The sequence below is a fragment of the Pseudobutyrivibrio sp. YE44 genome, from assembly GCF_900104335.1.
GTDB lineage: Bacteria > Bacillota > Clostridia > Lachnospirales > Lachnospiraceae > Pseudobutyrivibrio.
Map to the genome: position 1 here is coordinate 325261 of NZ_FMXT01000002.1, position 20645 is coordinate 345905.

Consider the following 20645-nt stretch of genomic DNA (forward strand, 5'->3'; position numbering starts at 1 on the left):
ATTATCTAGCTAATATTAAAGAACAAAATACATTAAACACTTAATCTTCTTTGAATCTCGTATACTACCTCTCGACCTCTAAAAATAATTGCTCCTACAAAGAGCATAAAACTAACAAGCAGACACACTATCCATTCAACAGGACAGTTTTTCTTTAAAATGTAGAATGCAATGTATGGCAAAATTCCAATAAGCACGTTTGTCAAAAGATATGCCATAGCATTTCCACTTTTATCAATCATTGAAAAAACAAAGTTTGCAATCATGGTAGCCATAACAACGTTTGGCATTACCCAATAAATAGCAATCTTTAAAAATCCGAAATAATAAGCCGTGATGCACAACATTATCATTACAATTACAACGTTAATTGATAAAACTCTGGCTGCATCCATTCCCTTTTTAAACACTCTTTTAACAGCAAACTCAAAGGCTAATATCCACATAAGCACCAACAAGCTCCAGTGAAAATCACCATAAGGCTTAAGTGTAAGGTTGAATAAATAATCTAATCCCAAGGATGCAATGATTATTATCCACGCTATAAAAAGCTGCAGCTTATAAAACAACGATTGAAACTTAAGTATTGTCTGAGTAGGGAAATACTGTTCCTCTGGCTCACCCATCAGTCGGCTTTGGCACAAAGGACACTTTTTTAAATCCCCACCAACTTCTATTTTACAATATGGACAATTCTTCATTATCGAATCACCTCCGTAGCATATGCTCTAACCTTCATGCCATCTTCAGTGAGCCCACGCACAAAGCTTTTAATAACTCTGGTGTTTGAATATGGTGAAGTGACGCCTAATGTAAGAACCCCGTTGTAACTACTCATAACCATAAATAAATTTGCAGAGCTGCAGAAGCCACTGTAATTACTAATCATAGGCACCAGCTCTTCTGGCGGTCTTTGTACTCCCAGGTTGGAAAGAACCACCGATACCTTCTTATCTGTAACCTTTGAACCATAACGTACAACCATCTGCTTTATAAACAGTGGAACTGCACGTATTGGAATAAAATATTCCATGGTTTCAAAGTTGTCCATCTGCTTTTTAATGTTTTCTTCTGCAAGATTTTCCTTCAGCTTCTCATCAAATTCCTTTGCCAAATCCTCGAAGGAAATATCCTCTGTAAACACATGGGATACATTAACGTTGTTGAAGAAATTTCGAGAAGTTCTACTTGGATAGTAGTTTCTCAAATTAACAGGCATAGAAACATTTATCGGAAGTTTTTTCTTTCTAGGAGGCATGTCATCCTTTATAGCCATCATAAGTCTCGCTCCGATGTAGCTGGTAAGGCCGACGCCCACTTCCTTAGCCTTTGGCAGGATATCTGCTGTAGGCACCTGTAGCTCAAAAAACTGAAGCTGATCATATGGAAGTTTTAAACCACTAGGCTGGTATGCTCTTTTAAGAGTGGAAGCCTTTAAAGATATGTTTCCAAAAAACTGCTTGTAACTATCTTGATTTAATTCGTCAACAGACGCACCTGAATGCACCGCCACATCTCCAAGCTTGTCTGGATATTTAAGCTTTAAATAATCCACCACAAGTATGTTCAAAAACTCCAAAGCACCTGTTCCATCTGATATTGCATGGAACAAATCAAGATTAATTCGGTTGCGATGATAGGTAACCTTATAGTGAAGCATCATATGACCTGGCACATAAAGCCTTGGACATACTCTACCATGCTCCTCCTCAACCACTGGAACCAAATCTGTATCTTCCATGTAATGCCAAAAAATCCCGCGACGAATTCTCACTTGGAACTGAGGTCTTTCCTGGAGTGCTGAAAGCAGAGCCTCATTCAGAAGCTCTGGATCTATATCTTCCCAAAGGGTGCAGCTGACCCTGAGGGTTCTAGTGTCTCTTTTTGCTGCTGTAGCTAAGAATACCTTCGCTACATTATCAACTTTATACCAATTCTCTCTACTCATCTAATATCCTTAGTCCGCTAGTTACGGCTACAAGCCTCCTTTAAGTACAGTAAATTTCGTGGGATACGAAGTCGGCAACACGCTTCATGGCGCGGCCGGCTACAGGTAGCGGCATCTGTTGGTACACGTGCCAACCATCCTTCTCCACATCAAGTTTTGCTTTGCCACCTGCCTTGTTAATCTTTTTCACAAGGGCTGCGCTATCTTCATAAAGAATTTCAGTTTTGCCCACCTGAACAAGAGCTGGTGGGAAATGCTGAAAGTCTCCATTTATTGGACTATATATTGGATCAGCCGGCTCTACATCTGTTCCAATAACAACATCACGAACCGACTCCACATAATTCTTTGTAAGAATTGGATCCTTTCCATCATACTGCTGGTAGGATTTTGAAGTGGCAGTCATGTCAGTCCATGGACTGAACAAAAGCAACATTCTAGGAGGATTTTTCCCTTCTAGAAGGACCTGCTGTGTCAAACACACCACCAAATTGCCTCCTGCAGAATCTCCAGCCATAATAATATGATTATTATCATAGCCATTGTTAAGAAGATAGTTCCATACAGCTGTACCATCTTCTAAGGCTGCAGGATATTTGTGTTCTGGAGCAAGCCTATATTCAAAGGATACCACTGTAAAACCTGTGGACACAGCAAGCTTTGAAGCAATAATTCTAGCGTAAGCTAAACCACCACAGGTGTACCCTCCACCATGGGCGTATAAAATAACATACTGAGGATTATGAGCCAACTCTGGTTTGATTCGTTCACACTTAAGGTCACCTACAAGAAAATCTTCCATACTAACACCAGAGGTAGGAGCCGCAAGCTTACCTGCCAATTCCATGGCGGCTCGCTGCTTTTTCAAATCCTCCTCCGTAAGAGATTTTCCAGCTATTGAATTGACGGCTTTAAGCGCTTTCATCAGTGGATCACTGAAGTTTATATTAAGTATGGCCATAGTCTCTCCATCAAATCATATTTGTTTTTATTATACTTATTTTCATTGTGTTTTTCTATTCTTTCTGTGAAATCTGTCCATGAAAAAGATGTTAAATAATTCACATATACATAATACTCAAAATATTTGCAGAGTTCACAGTTTATTCACATTTTACACACAATTTGGCACCATTTGTGAACAAACAAATGGTATAATTTACAGGAGTTAAGAAAAAAGCATAGTCTTTTTTAGGGGAGGCGCCTATGGATATTGCTCAGCTTTCCATGAATTTAAGTCAAAGTCAATTGCTTAGTGCAGTGGGGACTGCCATGCTTGGCAAGAGCTTAGATGTCATGGAGGGACAAGTCGAGGCAATGACAGAGGGGATGAATATGAATTCTCCATCTCTTGAAAGCCTGGTCTATCCTACTTCGGGAACATCCATAGATTTGCGCATTTGAGTATGAAATGTATTTGGGTTAAAATACGTGGAAAGAGCCTACTGCATGGGCTCTTTTTTCATGGCAAAATTACTTTATTTAACATGTAAACACACCGGAAAACCAAGTGGTAAGCAATTCACAAATAATCTTTTTCTTTTACTTTTTTATTCACAGATTTTCCATTATTCGTTCAAACTAACTTTGTATTATAATTACATCGCAAGACAGAAGCGATGAACCATTTTTTTCATAACATTATTCTCCCTTTTGAAGAGGACGCCCCGCCGGCGTCCTCTTTACTTTGTACATATTTTTTCTGGACCCTCGGCTTGATGCAAACCTAGCTTACAGGAACATAAAAAATGGAGCCTCTTACTTACGTAAGAAACTCCATTATTTCCGTGACTTTTATAGGAAAGCTAAATACTAACCAAATTTTATAACTCTTCTCCGTTGGTAGCGATTACCTGCTTGTACCAGTCGAAAGACTTCTTCTTGCGACGTGCAAGTGTACCAGTTCCATCATCATACTTTTCTACATAAATGAAACCATAACGTTTTGCCATCTCACCAGTGGAAGCGCTAACCAAATCAATACATCCCCATGGTGTGTAACCCATAAGATCAACACCATCTTTAACAGCCTCTCTCATCTCTGCAATATGCTTTCTGAGATAATCGATTCTGTAATCATCATTAATTGAACCATCAGCCTCGATCTCATCCTTTGCACCAAGACCATTTTCAACAACCATAAGTGGAATACGATATCTATCATAAATCTCATTAAGAACATATCTAAGTCCCTGAGGATCAATTTGCCATCCCCAATCTGAAGACTCAAGATATGGATTCTTTCCACCTGCAATAAGGTTGCCTTCACCAAGGTCAGCATTAGGATCACCACTGATTACATTTGACATGTAATAGCTGAAGGTATAGAAATCAACAGTACCCTGCTTAAGAATTTCCTCATCCCCGGGCTCCATCTTGATGGTAACCCCAAGTCTATCCCAGATACTCTTTGAATATGCAGGGTATTCACCACGAACCTGAACATCTGAACAGTACCAGTTAACCTCACGCATATGCTCCTGATTTGCAATAATATCTGCAGGATTGCATGTAGCTGGATAAGATGTTACAAAACAAATCATGTTACCAAGCTTGTACTCTGGATAATTGTCATGTGCATACTTTACAGCAAGTGCTGATGCAACAAACTGATGATGAAGTGCCTGGAATCTCTCCTGTGGCTTGTCAGGAACCTGGTTTATAGGACCAGAATATCCCTTAACAGTACCAGTTGAAAGAACTGCACCAAGTGGCATTGTACCGGCATTAATTTCGTTGAAGGTGAGCCAATACTTAACTTTTCCCTGATATCTTGCAAAAATTGCCTTGCAATAATTCATGAAATATTCAATAAGCTCGCGTCCCTCCCAGCCGTTATACTTTTCAACAAGGGCATAAGGCAACTCATAATGAGAGATTGTAACAAGTGGTTCGATGTCATACTTCTTACAGCAATCAAACACCTTGTCATAGAAAGCAAGACCAGCCTCGTTTGGCTCAGACTCCATTCCTGTAGGGAAGATTCTTGTCCAGTTGATAGATGTTCTGAACACCTTGAATCCCATCTCAGCAAAAAGCTTGATATCTTCCTCATAGTGATGATAGAAATCAATTGCTTCATGAGAAGGATAAAGAGTGCCCTCTTCTATAGTAGTTGTAATTCTCTTTGGAGTTGTATGACTACCATTTGTACACATATCTGAAACTGATGGACCCTTACCATCCACATTCCATGCACCCTCAAACTGATTAGCAGCAACTGCGCCGCCCCATAAGAAATCTTTTCTAAATGTTCCCATTATTATTGCCTCTCTTTCATTGCGTATATCTGTATTGTTATTCTGGTGGGGCCATTTGAGCCCCGCCCCAAAATTAAAGTAATGTGATTAAATCGTTTCCGTTTACGACTTTCTTTGCGTCTGTAGGAATGATATCAATGTACTTGTCTGAGTTTGTAATTACAACAGGTGTTTCTACTGAGTAGCCTGAACCCTTGATGAAATCAATATCGAATTCAAGAAGTAAGTCGCCTCTCTTGACTGTATCACCCTGCTTAACCTTTGGAGTAAATCCCTTACCCTCAAGCTGAACTGTATCCATACCAACGTGGATGATAACCTCTGCGCCATTAGCTGTTGTAATGCCGATAGCGTGACCTGTGTTAAAGAATGCTGAAATTGTTCCATCTGCTGGAGCGTATACCTTTCCTTCTTCAGGAACGATAGCAACACCCTTGCCCATTGCCTCTGATGAGAATACCTTATCCTCTACTGCTGTTAAAGCCTTAATTTCACCCTTGATAGGAGCAACAAGTACTTCACCGTTTGCTGAAGCATCTGAAGAAATTGTCTTCTTTGCTGCTGGAGCCTCGTCCTTGTATGTAACCATAGTAAGAACGAATGCTACTGCTACTGCAACAAGAATTGAGATGATTACCCAAATCATACTGTAAAGGCTGTTTGTGTTTGGATCAATATAGCATGGAAGTCCGAATAAACCAAGACCACCCATTGTGTATGACTTAACGCCTGCAATTGCTGTGATAATACCACCTGCTGCACCACCGATACATGAGATAACAAATGGTGTCTTCTTTGGAAGTGTAATACCATAGATACATGGCTCTGTTACACCGAATAAACCAGAGATAAATGCTGGGATTGCAATATCCTTAAGCTTCTTATCCTTTGTCTTAAGAATCATAGCAAGTACAACTGCTGACTGTGCAAAAGATACACAGAAGTATGGAGAAAGGATAAAGTCATATCCAAGTGTTCCATAGTTGATCATTGCAAGTGGAACAAGACCCCAATGTAATCCGAAGATTACAAGTACCTGCCACATAGCACCAATAAGAGCACCTGCGATGATTGCACCAACAACTGGGATGTTGTATAAACCGCCAAATACAAGTGTAAGAACGTTACATACTACTGTAGCAACTGGACCAATTACAAGGTATGTAAGTGGCATCATAATTCCGAGTACGCAAAGTGGTACGATGAATGTCTTGATTACATCTGGAATGCGCTTCTTGAAGAACTTCTCAAGCTTAGCTGCTATGTAAACTGCTAAAACAACTGGAACTACTGACTGTGTGTAACCAGATGCTGGCATGATTACAGGAATTCCGAAGAAGTCTGTCATATAATCCATAGCAAAAGATGTACCAGCAAATACTGTTCCAAGAACCTCGGCACTCTTAAGAGCAACCATGTTTGGATAAGTAAGACCTACACCAATTGCCATACCAATGAATTCGTTACATTTAAATTTCTTAGCTGAAGTGTAACCTAAGATGATTGGAAGGAAATAGAAGAATCCATCACCAACTGCGTTCCAAATCTCATAAGCACCACTTGTTGTTACATCAATTCCAAATGAGCTGCTAGCTACAAATGACCAAACTGCAAGTAAACCTTTGATGATACCAGCTGCACATAATACTGAAAGAAGTGGCTGGAATACACCAGAAATAATATCAATAAGAGCTGCACCTGGGCTCATCTTTTCCTTTGGGCCATCATCATCTGATACTGGAGCTGCTCCAGAGATGCCTGCATGCTCACAAACTACATCATATACATCCGGTACATGGTTACCAATTACTACCTGATACTGTCCACCAGACTGGATAACAGTAACGATTCCGTCTGTGTTCTTTAATATATCTGTATTAGCCTTGCTTTCATCCTTAAGTTTGAAGCGAAGACGTGTGATACAGTGTGTAATACTTTTAATGTTGCTCTTGCCACCAACATTCTGGATGATGATTCGAGCTAAGCCATCATATTTGCTTGCCATTTTATTATTCCTCTCCTTTTTTAATCCCTATAATTTTTACTTAAAATTTATCTTTTTCAGGCCCTGCGCACTGACCTGCAAAATTCTTATTGTGAAAATGAAAATAAAAAAACCTGTACACAATCATAGAGACATAATTCGACTCTATATTTGATGTACAGGTTTAGCCGACTCTATCGCCGTAACTATCCTACAACTAATTCTTTTCTTTCTGTGATTCGAGAAATATGTACTACCAGGTAGAGCATTTCCTCATCTGTAATTTCCTCGTTTGGATACTTTGATTCCATGTAGCTTTTAATGCGATTTGCACATTTAAGAGCATCAGGAAACTTTTTCTTAACCATCCCAAACAAATCCCCATTATCAACCGGATAATACTCGTGCTTTTCAGCCCTCTGTAAAAAGTATTTCAAATGGGTAATGAATCTTTCATAAGACAAAGTGTTTTCATTTAACTCTGAATTGAAAGTAAACTTAACAATGCTGACTATATCATTAATCATCTCTGATGTTTCAAGAGTATGATGCATGTTACCATCTAATTCCGCATTTACGATATGAAGTGCGAAGAAACCAGCTTCGTCTTCTGGCAGCTCAACGCCAAGCTCTTTCTGAATAATCTCAAGTGCGTGACATCCAATTTCAAATTCCACCTTGTAGAAATTCTTAATTTCCCAAAGAAGCTTATTTCGTAAATACGTACCAGTCTTTGCTCGCTCTATAGCGTATCCCAAATGATCTGTCAGGGTGATGTAGATGTTGTTGCAAAGACGTTTATTAATAACTGACTCTGCATATTTGATAATCTCATCTGCCACCTGAATCTGTTCATAGGGCATTTCCGAAACCAGCTGCTTAAACTGCTCGCTTGGTTTGTCCATGACAAAAGTCTTTTCAATTTTGCTTTCGTCTATCTCATCTCCATTTTTCTTCTGGAAACAAAGACCGCAACCTGTATAAACTATTTCGTTCCCCTTGTCGTCTGTGGCCAAGGCTGCATTATTATTTAAAATCTTTTTAATCTTCATTCTAGTGATTCTTTCTAAAAATTTCTCATAAAATAAAAAACGACCAAATCGCTCCCATACATAATAACACATCCACTGATAGCGGATAAAGGGCGATTCAGTCTTGCCTGCCTTGCAGTAACAATCCGAACTTGTTTTGTTTATGGGAATACTTTAACGGTAATTCGTCCACTTGTAAATAGCCTAAAAGCATTTTTTACGTTATCTACAAATTACAAAGCTCACAATTTGTTCACATTTCACAAAGATAATTAAATCCAAAATAAAGGACCCAGACTAAGCTGGGCCCATGTGAAATCAATTACATTAGTTTTTTAATCTCATCATATACAAACTGAACTTTTGGTCCTACCACAACCTGAACGGTAGTCTTTGATGGACGAATAACTCCAGGAATTCCTGTCGACTTAATCTTCTTTTCATCCACCTTGGTATAGTCCTCAACCTCTACACGAACTCGTGTAGCACAGTAATCGTATTCTTTAATGTTTTCCTTTCCACCTAATCCCTCAAGGATTGTGCTTGCCATAATTGCAAAATCAACATTTCCTAGCTCAACATTTTCATCCTCTATCTCGTCATCCTCACGGCCAGGAGTCTTAAGATCAAACTTCGTAATTACGAATCTGAAAACCACATAATATACAACACCAACAACAATACCGATTGGAATTAAAAGCCAAGGTTTCACTGCCATAGGTGCCTTAAAGCTCAGAACCCAGTCTACCAATCCTGCCGAGAAGTTGAAGCCAAGTCTAAATGGAAGAACGCTACAAACAGCGGCAACAATACCAGAAAGAATAGCATGTACCAAGTAAAGACCTGGTGCCATAAACATGAATGAAAACTCAAGCGGCTCTGTAATACCTGTAAAGAAGGATGCGATTGCGCCTGCTACCATAAGTGAATAAACTACCTTCTTCTTTGAGTCCTTGGCTGTATGGTACATTGCAAGAGCACCTGCTGGAAGACCGAACATCATTACAGGGAAGAAGCCTGTCATGTACTGTCCAGTTACGCCCTTTACAGCACCGTCTGCACCTGACCAGAAAAGGCCAAGGTCATTAATGCCTGCAGTATCAAACCAGAATACTGCATTCAACGCATGATGCAAACCTAGAGGAATAAGAGCTCTGTTAAGCATGACATAGATACCTGTACCTACAGGTCCAATATTTACAATTGCCATACCAAAGGCAACTAATGCTGCGAAGATTGCAGGCCATATGAAATAAAGAACCGCAGAAACTGCACAAGAAATAATGGCAGTGACAATGGCAACGCATCGTTTACCACTAAAGAAGGCCAGCCAGTCTGGAAGCTGGGTATTTCTGAAACGATTGTAGCAGGTGGAACCGATAATACCTGCTAAGATACCAATAAAGGCATTGCTAATCTTTCCAAAAGCCGCTGGAACTTCAGAAGGATCAACACCTCGATACATTGCAACCGCATCTGCACTAAGAAGTGTTGTAATCATAAGGAACGAAACGATACCAGATAAGGCACTTGTTCCATCATGATCCTTAGCCATACCAACTGCAACACCTACAGCAAACAAAATAGGAATCTGGTCGATAATAGCTGATGCCGCCTTAATTAAGAAGGCTGCAATCATGCTGTTTGCGCCCCACCCAGATGGGTCCATCCAATAACCAATTCCGTACAGAATACCTGCTGCCGGAAGTACAGCTACTGGAAGCATCAAGGATTTACCAATTTTTTGCAAATACTTCATCATAATCTTTTTCCCCCTTCTAATAAATGATAAGATAATTATAACATTACAGCTTTATTTTTAGAATATTCTCACTATTTAATTTATGATTAATTTGCAACTTATGTTCATAACTAAAGAATAAACCTCAGTTGTTATGTTAAATTTAAACTAGTTCTAAACAAATAAATCTGGGAGGTGCCAACTATGCGAGTTTACAAAGCAAAGGATTACAACGATCTTAGCAGAAAAGCTGCTAATATCATCTCAGCTCAAATCATTATGAAGCCCGATGCAGTTTTAGGGCTAGCCACAGGTGAATCTCCCATCGGCACCTACAAGCAACTGATTGAGTGGTACAATAAAGGAGATTTGGATTTTTCGGAAATACGAACTGTAAATCTGGATGAATATAAGGGATTAGCCGCAGACAATCCACAAAGCTACGCATACTATATGCATACCAATCTGTTTGATTCCGTAAACATACCTGCAGTAAATATAAATATTCCGAATGGACTTGAGGATGATTCTGTAAAAGAATGCATGCGCTACGACAATGTCATTCATCAATTAGGTGGTATTGATTTACAGCTGCTTGGTATTGGTGGAAATGGGCACATTGGCTTTAACGAACCTGGCAACAATTTCAATAAAGAAACTCACTGTGTCACTCTCACTGATAATACAATAGATGCAAACGCCAGATTCTTTGCCTCAAGAGATGAGGTTCCAAGGTACGCATATACCATGGGAATAAAAAATATTATGCAAGCAAAGAGCATTCTTTTGATTGCCTCTGGAGAGGCTAAAGCCCAAGCAATGTATGATTCCTTCTATGGACCAATCACTCCAAACGTTCCAGGCTCAATCCTTCAGCTTCACAATAATGTTACCGTGGTTGCAGATGAAGCAGCACTAGCGCTAATATTAAAGGAACACGAAATTACATCAGGAGGTCTTATCAAGTGATAATAAAGAACGGAAAAATATTTAGAGATGATAAAGGTTTTGTTGAAGAGGACCTTCTTATATATGATGGAAAAATCACTGATGATGTTGCAAAAGCATCCTTGGACGGAAAGATAATTGATGCATCCGGAAAGTATGTGATACCTGGACTTGTGGACATTCACTCTCATGGAGCTGTTGGACATGATTTTTGTGACGCCTCTGCTGAGGGCTTAAAGGAAATTCTTCGATATGAAAAGTCTGTAGGAGTTACTAGCTACTGCCCTACTTCTATGACGCTTTCTAAAGAGATGTTACTCGATATTTTTAAATCGGCCAAAGAGATTTCACCTGACGCTGAATTGGCATCTATAGTTGGAATAAACATGGAGGGACCTTTTATTTCTGATGCGAAGAAAGGTGCTCAGAATGGAAAGTACATACACAAACCAGATGCCACATTTTTTGATGAATGCAACGATGCCACTGGGAGATTAATCAAGCTTGTTACCTTAGCTCCAGAAGAAGATGGAGCACTTGAATTTATTGAAGCTTGTAAAGATAAAGTTGCAATTTCTGTTGGTCACACAGCTGCTACCTTTGATCAAGCTGACATAGCTTTCAAGGCTGGAGCCAATCATGTCACCCATCTTTGCAATGGCATGCCACCTTTCAACCACAGAGAGCCTGGTGTCTTTGGGGCAGCTATTGAAAATGAAAATGTTATTGTGGAATTAATTTGCGACGGCATACATATTCATCCTGCCATGATTCGTACAATTTTTAAGCTATTTGGATGTGACAGAGTTGCCATTATTAGTGACTCTATGGAAGCTACCGGAATGCCTGATGGTGATTATGAACTTGGAAAACAGCACGTGATTAAAAAGGGAAATCTTGCAACACTAGAGGATGGCACCATCGCCGGTTCAGCCACCAATCTTTTTGAGGGCATGAAGTGCGCCATAGAATTTGGAATACCGGCTGAAGATGCCATAAAATCTGCCACGACAACCCCAGCCAAAAGTATTGGACTGTACCCAGAAATAGGATGTCTTGAAGTTGGTTCAAAAGCAGATGTGTTGCTCTTAGATGAAAAATTCAACTTAATACAAGTAATTTAGATGAAAAAATCCAGGCCATCTAGACCTGGATTTAATATTTCATTCTTATTCTGACTTTGCATTAATAAGCTTCTCAAGGTATGCGATTCTAGCACATACTGTAAAGATGTTTGCTGCCTGCTCAAGCTCTTCGATTGGAGGAAGAGATGGCGCAAAACGAATGATAGAATCGTTAGGGTCCATGTGATATGGGAATGGAGCACCTGCTGGTGTAAGCTTAACACCTGCTTCAGCTGCTAAATCTACGATACGAGTAGCTGTTCCCCTAGGAGCATCAAAGGTGATGAAGTATCCACCCTTTGGTGAAATCCAGCTACCACATCCTGGCTCAGCCAAATCTCTTTCCATTGTCTTAATAACAAGTTCAAACTTAGGACGAAGAATCTTAGCATGCTTTTCCATGTGTTTGCTAATAGGCTCAACATCTGCAAAATATCTTGCGTGACGAAGCATGTTAATCTTGTCGAAACCAATTGTCTGAACTGTAAGTGTCTTCTTAATCTCCTCACGATTCTTGTGATTACATGCAATAGCGGCGATACCACCACCTGCGAAAGTAATCTTTGATGTAGAAGCAAACTCAAATACAAGATTTGGATTGTCTGCTTCCTCACACTCGTGAAGGATATTTAAAATCTTGCTCTTTTCTTTATATAAATGATGTACAGCATAAGCATTATCCCAGAATACTCTGAAGTCCTTTGCTGCTGGCTTAAGATTTGCCATACGGCGAACAACCTCATCAGAATATACAATACCCTGAGGATTAGAATACTTTGGAACACACCAGATACCCTTGATGGTGTCATCTGCAGCCACAAGTCCTTCGATAACATCCATATCAGGACCATCTTCCTTCATTGGGACATTAATCATCTCAAATCCGAAGTGCTGTGTAATTGCGAAATGTCTGTCGTAACCTGGAACTGGACAAAGCCACTTAACACGTTCAAGCTTGCACCATGGTGTGCAGCCATCGAAACCAAACATATAACCGCGAGCAACTGCATCAAACATCATATTAAGTGATGAGTTTCCGCCAACAATTACCTGCTCTGGCTGGCAGTCCATAATCTCTGCAAAAAGATGCTGTGCCTCAACGATACCCTCAAGCTGTCCGTAGTTTCTTGTCTCTACACCATTCATGCACTTCATAAGTGACTTTCCATCGAGAATATCGAAAAGTGGCATAGAAAGATCAAGCTGCTCTACAGATGGCTTTCCTCGGCTCATATCCAGCTTAAGGCCCTTTGCCTGCCATTGCTTGTACTGGCTGGTAAGAAGCTCCTTCTCTGCTGCTAATTCATCTAGTGACATTTCGCTGTACTTTTTCATTGGGTAAACCTTCCTTTTGTTTATTTATCATTACGTACCTTATCTAAGTACTCATTGATAACTTGTTCATAGCCTAGATTTCCTGGGCGATAGAAATCTCCGATTTCCAAACCTTCAGGTAGGTATCTTTGATGTGAAAAATGATTTGGAAAATCGTGAGCATATTCGTAGCCGATGCCGTGGCCCAGCTTTCCAGCTGATTTGTAGTGGGCATCCTGCAGGTGAGTTGGTATTTGTCGCGTGGTGTTGTTTTTCACCTCAGCCAAGGCCAAATCTATGGCTCCGTAGGCCGAATTTGACTTTGGTGCGCAAGCTACGTATGTGGCTGCATGGGAAAGGATAATTCGCGACTCCGGCATACCGATTCGCTCCACTGCAAGGAATGCATTTGTTGCAACAACCAGTGCCATAGGATCTGCATTTCCAACATCCTCTGAAGCACAGATGCAAATACGTCTGGCGATGAACTTTGGATCCTCCCCAGCATAAAGCATTCTGGCTAAATAGTAAACTGCTGCATCTGGATCCGAGCCTCTCATACTCTTAATAAATGCAGAGATGGTGTCATAATGATTATCGCCATCTTTGTCGTATTTTATAACACGACGCTGAATACATTCACTGGCCACATCTATTGTAATATGTATTTTTCCATCTTCAGCTCTGTCTGTTGTGAGCACACCAAGCTCGATAGCTGTAAGAGCGCTTCTGGCATCTCCATTTGCTATATCAGCAAGGAAATCGAGAGCTTCATCATCAATGATTGCCTCGTAGCTGCCAAGGCCCTTTTCCTTATCAGTAAGTGCGCGCATAATCAAAGTCTTTATGTCTGATGCCTCAAGTGGCTTCAGCTCAAAAATGATAGACCTTGAAAGAAGAGCTCCATTAACCTCAAAATAAGGGTTTTCTGTGGTGGCACCAATCAAAATGATTGTACCATCTTCAACAAATGGAAGCAGGTAATCCTGCTGTCCCTTGTTGAATCTATGAATCTCATCTATAAACAAGATAGTCTTTTTGCCGTAAGCCCCGAGCGTTTGCTTAGCGGCTTCCACCACGGCCTCCATGTCCTTCTTTCCCGATGTGGTGGCATTTATAGATGTAAATTCCGCTGATGTGGTATGAGCAATAACCTGAGCAAGAGTGGTCTTGCCTGTACCAGGTGGCCCATAAAATATAATAGAAGAAAGCTTATCTGCCTTTATGGCACGATATAGGAGCTTGTCCTTACCGATAATGTGCTGCTGCCCAACCACCTCATCAAGAGTGGTAGGACGAAGGCGCGCTGCAAGAGGTGACTCTTTTTTCTTTGCTTCCTGTCTCATGTAATCGAATAGATCCATGTGATACCTTCCTATTTCTCCGAATTATTAGCACAAACATTATAGCACAAACGTTCGTTCTTTAAAATAAAAATAGTATCAAAAAGCTTTCACTTTAGCTTGCTAAAGTAATCACTTTTGATACTATACTATAGTTTTTTTCAGATTACAATAAAAAATTTGTCTATGGCGGACATTTGTCCGTAGTACACAAAATCAATCCTCATATACTGCTTCTTATATAAAAAGTTCACAAGAACCTTTTCCTATGAATTAACAAGGATTTCAGCAGATATTGGTGGTACAAAAAGGCTATCCTCTTCCTCAGGTAATGAAATATTCACTGAAGTGGCATTTGGATTAAAGGCTATGTAGATTTCCTTGGCATCATCAATTACAACCTCTCCATCCTTGTTTTCAAAATGGAAGGCTAATACATTTTTGGGAAGATTCTTTAATGGCTTCACATTTTTTGAAACCTCTTCACCACTTTCCAAGCGAAGAAGACCGTGTTTTTTTCTGAATGCGATTAATTTCTTATAATATTCAATATTCCTTCTATACTCTTCCTTATCTACATTGGACCATTTAATTGCATTGACTGCATCTGAGGATTTGTAGCTGTTTGACTCAAAGCTACCATCCTCCTTTACTTTACTTCGAAGCATCTCCTCTCCTGCCTGCATCAATGGCATTCCTGCTGCAAGCATATAGAAGGCAGCACAAAGATTGTTCATTTTAATAAGTGTCTTTCTGTCTACATCAGGTCTGGATATAGCAATTCTATCTATAAGAGTGTTGTTATCATGGCATGAGGTATACTGAACTATCTGAGATGGATTGCAACTCCAAGGCTCCTTTGCCATAAAGGAATTTGCCATCTGCTTTTCCATCTTCTTGGCGCCAGTAGCCCAGCCAATTTCATCCTTTTCAAATACACTACCCTTAAGGCCGTCTCGCATATTGTCATTGAAGTATCCAAAACCTGGTGTAAGTCCCGCCGCTTCCTGGGTCGCAAGGGTAACATTCTTTTTTGTTACCTCTGTAGACATAGTCCAGCCTTCACCATAAAAGATTACGTCTGGATGATTTTTATGCACCTCGCTTACAATCTCATTGATTGTATCCACATCAAGAAGTCCCACCAAATCAAATCTAAAACCATCAATGTGATATTCATCTGCCCAGTAGCAAACAGAATCCACTATAAACTTTCTTACCATCGGACGCTCTGAGGCTGTATCATTGCCACACTCTGAACCATTGGAATAAACTCCCTTGGAGTTAATTCTAGAGAAATATCCAGATGTTAACTTGTTAAAGCAAAAATCATCCCCAGAATAAACATGGTTGTAAACCACATCCATTACAACTGATAAACCAGCATCGTGAAGAGCCTTAATCATCTCCTTTGCTTCTCTTACTCTAACTGCTCCATCATAAGGATTAGAGGAGTAAGAGCCCTCTGGCACATTATAGTTTACAGGGTCGTATCCCCAGTTATACTGACTGTCAGTGTCATCCCTTTCATCCACTGAGCCATAATCATATATTGGCATAAGCTGAACGTGAGTAACCCCAAGGTCTTTTATATAATCAATTCCTGTAGGATTCCCCTTGTCTGTTTTTGTACCTGTATGACAAAAGGCAGTATATCTTCCTTTGTCAGGTATATTTCCTGATTCATCTATAGAGAAATCTCTAACATGCAACTCATATACCACCGCATCTGTAATTCTATCTCCTGCATGAGGATTTTTGTCCTGGCTCCAGCCTTCTGGATTTGTGGAAGCTAAATCAATAACCATAGCGCGCTGTCCGTTGACGCCAACAGCCTTTGCGTATGGGTCGCAAGCCTCTATAGACTTACCATTTATTACAACTGTATATGTATAGTAGACTCCCGCAAGATTTTCTTCTACCTCAAGGGACCATACACCATCCTCTTCTGATTTCATAGGAAGAGACTTAATCAAGTCCTTCTTCCAATAATCCCCCGTAGAATAAAGATTTACAAAAGCCTCATTAACTGTTGGTGACCAAAGAGAAAAAGTAGTCACCGATTCACCGTATATTGCTCCAAATTCTTTTTTCATACACACCTCCATCACTAATGTTTATTTTTAGCTTAAAAGTGAGATGAATGCAATAGGTTATTCGCGTAACTACTTTTACATTTTTTCTATTTTATTAAATTGTAATACTACACTTTGCTTTTAGACTCATTCGTGACTTTTATAATATATCTACAAAGTCATACTTTCTAAGATTCATCTTGACCAATTTATCACTCTGGAAAGTAATAGCATCTGCACTGACTTCAGTATCTATCTTCATTGATGCAGCATACTTACCACCATTAAAGAAAAGTTCCATACTCCAACGATCAAGAACAACTCTCAAATCAATCTTTCCATTTTCAAAATCCACTGGAAATTCTCTTGTAGAAAGAGCAGATATTTTATATCCGCTTCCACTTCTATCTAATTTACAAATTCCCTTTCTGGCATCAAGCTCGATAAAGGTCTGATGCTTTTCATCCTTAGCAACACAGATTTTGAATATATAATCCTCATTTCCTTGCTCTGGTTTAAGATCAATTTTCATGTCTAAAACTCTACCATAGACACCATCAAGAGACATTTCCTCAGAAATTCTAACATCTGAATAAGCAATCTGATTGTTATAATAAGTTTCCAGCTCTTTTACAGGTTGTTGATACACGTATCCACCAACATCCCAAAGCTCTCTAGGCAGAGTCATCATACCAAAGAATCCATGGTTATCATTGCCATAATCCTTGGTTTCCCAGTTTTGCATCCAAGCAATCATGATGCGTCTGCCATCCTTCGACTCAAGGGTCTGAGCAGCATAAAAATCTGTGCCAAAATCTATTGGTTGAATCTTGTTTCTATTGAATTCAAATGGTGCAGTTTCCTTTCCAACCAAGAAAAAGTTGTTAAAACCAGGCAAAATTTCATATCCATCACCCTCTGTCTCCTGAGGGCTGACGATGAGTACCTGGCTATCACCAAGAGCAAAATAATCAGGACACTCCCATACACGACCTACTTCCCATTTACTCTCATCCAACTGCTTCAAAAAATCCCAATGAAGCATATCTTCACTTTCAAAGACAAGAACGTTACCACAATCTTCTCCATCCATATTTACGGCGATTGTATAGTACTTGCCATCACGGTAAAGAATCTTTGGATCTCTAAATTCATATTTATTATTGCCCTCTGGAATCAGTTCCTTCGGAATTACAGGATTGCAATCCACCTTTTCGTAGTCAACTCCATCTCCAATGGCAACACACTGCTGCTGATAGCACTTTTCCTGACCATTTACGACACCAGCCTTTGTAATACCTGTATAAACAAGCAGGTGCTTTCCATCAGGTGTTTCAATGGCACTTCCAGAGAAGCATCCCTCTGCGTCTTCATCACTATCAGGAGCAATTGCGCATGGCAATAAATCCCACTTTATAAAATCCGAAGTCTTAGAATGACCCCAGTGCATAGGTCCCCAGTGATTATCATAAGGATAATACTGGTAAAAAAGATGATATTCACCTTTATAAATTGAAAAACCATTTGGATCGTTAATCCAACCTACTGTTCCTGTAGCATGAAAAGCTGGACGGTCCGTCACCTTTCCCTGCTCTGTTGATTCTTTTTCATATTGACGTGCCATAGCCAACTTTTCTGTAATCATAATCACACCTAACCCCTCTAAATTTGTGCAAATGTAAAATTAATGAATGTAGTTATTTCACATATGCACTTTATTATAGCTAGTATACTTACATATACCATCTTCGTCAATACAAATTTACATTTGCACAATTTTTATTATATTTTACACTGTATACCCTATGATTTTTTTACATTTGACACATTATTTTTGGTCTTTTATAATACAATCAAATAATAATGATACTTTTAAGGGGTTTATAAATGTCAGATAAAGTTACAATCCAAGACATTGCAGATGCTCTTGGATTATCTAGAAATACCGTTTCAAAGGCTATTAATAACACTGGTGTCCTTGCTGATTCAACTAGAGAAAAGGTTTTGAAGAAAGCAGTAGAAATGGGTTATAAGCAATTTTCTTACATTGCATCAATGCCAAACTCTGCACTTATGGGACAATATTCTTCAAAAAAAGCTGGTGAAATTGCAGTTATGCTAGGTGGTGTGGTAGATGGTTCTCATTTTGCCACCACCATGTTAGATAAATTTCAGATGGAAATATCCTCTTTAGGTTACACCATGACCATCCACAGAATTTCAGATGAAAACCGTAGCAAGAAAGAGCTTCCCGTCACCTTTATTCCTGATAACACAAAGGGAATCCTATGTGTAGAGCTCTTTGACTATGAATATTGCAAGATGCTGACAGCGCTGGGTATTCCAATGCTTATGGCAGATGGGCCAATAGAGTCCTTTGCGAAGGGCTTAGATGTTGATATGCTTCTTATGAACAACACAAATTGTATCTTTGAGATTATAGCTAAGCTAAAGCTCCAAGGCATTACTAAGATTGGTTTCGTGGGAGAGATGAATCATTGTCGTTCCTTCTTTGAAAGATATGCTGCATTTAGAGATGCCATGTACCTCTGCGGTTTATCCATAAATGAAGATTATAATTTGACTCAGGTGCATGCTCACGGCCCAGAGTACCCAGAACACTTATTTAAGGCCTTATCTAAAATGAAAGAACTACCAGAACTGTTTATTTGCGCCAACGATTTTGTTGCTATAGATTTATTACAAGGTCTAAAAAAAATGAATAAGAGCTGCCCTGATGATGTGCTAATATGTGGCTTTGATGATTCGCCGGAGTCTCGTTTTATTACACCTGCACTTACCACCTGCCACATCCACTCACAGATTCTTGGTTTCTCGGCAGCACAGCTTTTAATATCAAGAATCAATCAACCTGATTTAAATTACAGAACACTTTATGCTGAGACCGATTTGATTATCCGCGAGTCTACAGCTATTAAATAGCAAATAAATGACCCTCATCTAATATTTTGATGAGGGTCTACTATTATCATTTTATACAATTAAACCTACTCTAGATGGATTCTTTAATTCTCACACCAGTAGGTGTAGCAGCAACTCCACCATTACCTGTTTCTTTGATATCTGGATTCATGCTCTTTCCGATGGCACTCATAGCGTCAAACACTTCGTCCGCTGGAATTCTGCTTTCAATGCCCGCCATTGTGAGCTCCGCTGATGTAACTGCATTCATAGCACCACATACATTTCGCTTCACGCAAGGCACCTCCACAAGTCCTGCTACAGGGTCACAAGCAAGTCCAAGAAGGTTCTTAAGAGCCAAAGCTGCAGCATTAGCACTCTGCTTTCCATTACCGCCTTTAAGATATACAAGGCCTGCCGCCGCCATTGAGCTAGCTGAACCAATCTCTGCCTGACAGCCTCCTTCTGCTCCTGCAAGGGATGCACGCTTTGCAATCACAGCACCCACTCCTGCTGCCACATACAAAGCTTCTGTCATCTTGTCATCAGAAAGTCCAAGCTTTTCCTGAGTAGCAATAAACACTGCTGGAACCACACCACAAGAGCCTGCTGTTGGAGCAGCAACAATTCGCTTCATACATGCATTACCTTCTGCTACTCTAAGGGCAAGCTCCATAACTCGTCCTGCGAACTCTCCCACAAGTGGCTGGCCCTCATCTAAATACTTTCTGAGAAGACCTGCTTCGCCACCTACCAGACCACTATTACTTCGTATATGCGAATCATAGTTTAAAGCCGACTCCTTCATAGCTATATACATTTTTTTCATTGTTTCGAAGGATTCTTCCTTAGATACTGCACGCTCTCTGCAATCATCCTCCTGGACTATTTCCCAAAAAGGAGTTCCAGTCTCCTGCTCCTTCAAATATATTTCTTCTATAGAATCAAACATAAC

16 protein-coding genes are annotated in these 20645 nt (G+C 39.8%); 4 read left to right on the top strand and 12 right to left on the bottom strand.

The features are described 5' to 3' along the window. Nucleotides 1-32: 32 nt before the first annotated feature. The 3 genes from BLR54_RS05610 to BLR54_RS05620 are packed head-to-tail and all read right to left on the bottom strand — an operon-like array spanning nt 33 to nt 2909. Nucleotides 33-701 (bottom strand): DUF6320 domain-containing protein, encoded by a 669-nt coding sequence (locus tag BLR54_RS05610; RefSeq protein WP_090417910.1) that lies wholly within the window; start codon nt 699-701, stop codon nt 33-35. Beyond that, nucleotides 701-1948 (bottom strand): hypothetical protein, encoded by a 1248-nt coding sequence (locus tag BLR54_RS05615; RefSeq protein WP_090417913.1) that lies wholly within the window; start codon nt 1946-1948, stop codon nt 701-703. The genes BLR54_RS05610 and BLR54_RS05615 overlap by 1 nt, the downstream gene beginning before the upstream one ends. Before the next feature lie 40 nt (nt 1949-1988). Continuing rightward, a complete protein-coding gene (locus tag BLR54_RS05620; protein WP_242871205.1) occupies nt 1989-2909 on the bottom strand; it encodes an alpha/beta hydrolase in 921 nt (306 codons plus the stop codon). A gap of 245 nt (nt 2910-3154) precedes the next feature. Here BLR54_RS05620 and BLR54_RS05625 point away from each other — a divergent pair, with 245 nt between their 5' ends. Continuing rightward, on the top strand, nt 3155-3352 hold the full coding sequence (locus tag BLR54_RS05625) for a YjfB family protein (protein WP_090417916.1): 198 nt from the start codon (nt 3155-3157) through the stop codon (nt 3350-3352). 419 nt (nt 3353-3771) lie between these two features. On the opposite strand, the gene BLR54_RS05630 is transcribed toward BLR54_RS05625, so the two are convergent. The 4 genes from BLR54_RS05630 to nagE form a co-directional block, all read right to left on the bottom strand. Beyond that, nucleotides 3772-5208, bottom strand: a complete 1437-nt coding sequence (locus tag BLR54_RS05630) for a glycoside hydrolase family 1 protein (protein WP_090417919.1) — start codon at nt 5206-5208, stop codon at nt 3772-3774. 73 nt (nt 5209-5281) lie between these two features. Continuing rightward, nucleotides 5282-7213 carry a beta-glucoside-specific PTS transporter subunit IIABC gene (locus tag BLR54_RS05635; RefSeq protein ID WP_090417922.1) on the bottom strand — a complete coding sequence of 644 codons (1932 nt, stop codon included), beginning with the start codon at nt 7211-7213 and terminating at the stop codon, nt 5282-5284. Between the two features lie 185 nt (nt 7214-7398). After that, nucleotides 7399-8244, bottom strand: a complete 846-nt coding sequence (licT, locus tag BLR54_RS05640; protein ID WP_176761858.1) for a BglG family transcription antiterminator LicT — start codon at nt 8242-8244, stop codon at nt 7399-7401. Nucleotides 8245-8545: 301 nt separating this feature from the next. Next, a complete protein-coding gene (gene nagE / locus BLR54_RS05645; protein ID WP_176761859.1) occupies nt 8546-9985 on the bottom strand; it encodes an N-acetylglucosamine-specific PTS transporter subunit IIBC in 1440 nt (479 codons plus the stop codon). A gap of 183 nt (nt 9986-10168) precedes the next feature. On the opposite strand from nagE, the gene nagB reads away from it, so the two are divergent. Together nagB and nagA are read left to right on the top strand one after the other, a co-directional pair. Continuing rightward, nucleotides 10169-10933, top strand: a complete 765-nt coding sequence (gene nagB / locus BLR54_RS05650; protein WP_090417928.1) for a glucosamine-6-phosphate deaminase — start codon at nt 10169-10171, stop codon at nt 10931-10933. Then, entirely contained in the window at nt 10930-12036 is a 1107-nt protein-coding gene (gene nagA, locus BLR54_RS05655; RefSeq protein ID WP_090417931.1) for an N-acetylglucosamine-6-phosphate deacetylase, read from the top strand. The genes nagB and nagA overlap by 4 nt, the downstream gene beginning before the upstream one ends. A 45-nt stretch (nt 12037-12081) precedes the next feature. Here nagA and BLR54_RS05660 read toward each other — a convergent pair whose 3' ends face one another. The 4 genes from BLR54_RS05660 to BLR54_RS05675 all read right to left on the bottom strand — a co-directional run bounded on the left by BLR54_RS05660 (nt 12082) and on the right by BLR54_RS05675 (nt 18413). Further along, nucleotides 12082-13371 (bottom strand): aspartate aminotransferase type Ic, encoded by a 1290-nt coding sequence (locus tag BLR54_RS05660; protein ID WP_090417934.1) that lies wholly within the window; start codon nt 13369-13371, stop codon nt 12082-12084. A 20-nt stretch (nt 13372-13391) separates the two neighbouring features. Continuing rightward, the gene (locus tag BLR54_RS05665; protein WP_090417936.1) at nt 13392-14714 is read right to left on the bottom strand and encodes a replication-associated recombination protein A; all 1323 of its coding nucleotides are present in this window, start codon (nt 14712-14714) and stop codon (nt 13392-13394) included. Between the two features lie 245 nt (nt 14715-14959). Further along, nucleotides 14960-16789 carry a type I pullulanase gene (gene pulA, locus BLR54_RS05670; RefSeq protein WP_176761860.1) on the bottom strand — a complete coding sequence of 610 codons (1830 nt, stop codon included), beginning with the start codon at nt 16787-16789 and terminating at the stop codon, nt 14960-14962. 139 nt (nt 16790-16928) lie between these two features. Further along, on the bottom strand, nt 16929-18413 hold the full coding sequence (locus BLR54_RS05675; RefSeq protein WP_090417943.1) for a glycoside hydrolase family 32 protein: 1485 nt from the start codon (nt 18411-18413) through the stop codon (nt 16929-16931). Between the two features lie 242 nt (nt 18414-18655). Here BLR54_RS05675 and BLR54_RS05680 point away from each other — a divergent pair, with 242 nt between their 5' ends. Continuing rightward, entirely contained in the window at nt 18656-19711 is a 1056-nt protein-coding gene (locus BLR54_RS05680) for a LacI family DNA-binding transcriptional regulator (RefSeq protein ID WP_090417945.1), read from the top strand. Nucleotides 19712-19781: 70 nt separating this feature from the next. Here BLR54_RS05680 and sdaAA read toward each other — a convergent pair whose 3' ends face one another. Continuing rightward, complete coding sequence (gene sdaAA / locus BLR54_RS05685) at nt 19782-20642, bottom strand: L-serine ammonia-lyase, iron-sulfur-dependent, subunit alpha (RefSeq protein WP_090417948.1); 861 nt, start codon at nt 20640-20642, stop codon at nt 19782-19784. Nucleotides 20643-20645: the final 3 nt, after the last annotated feature.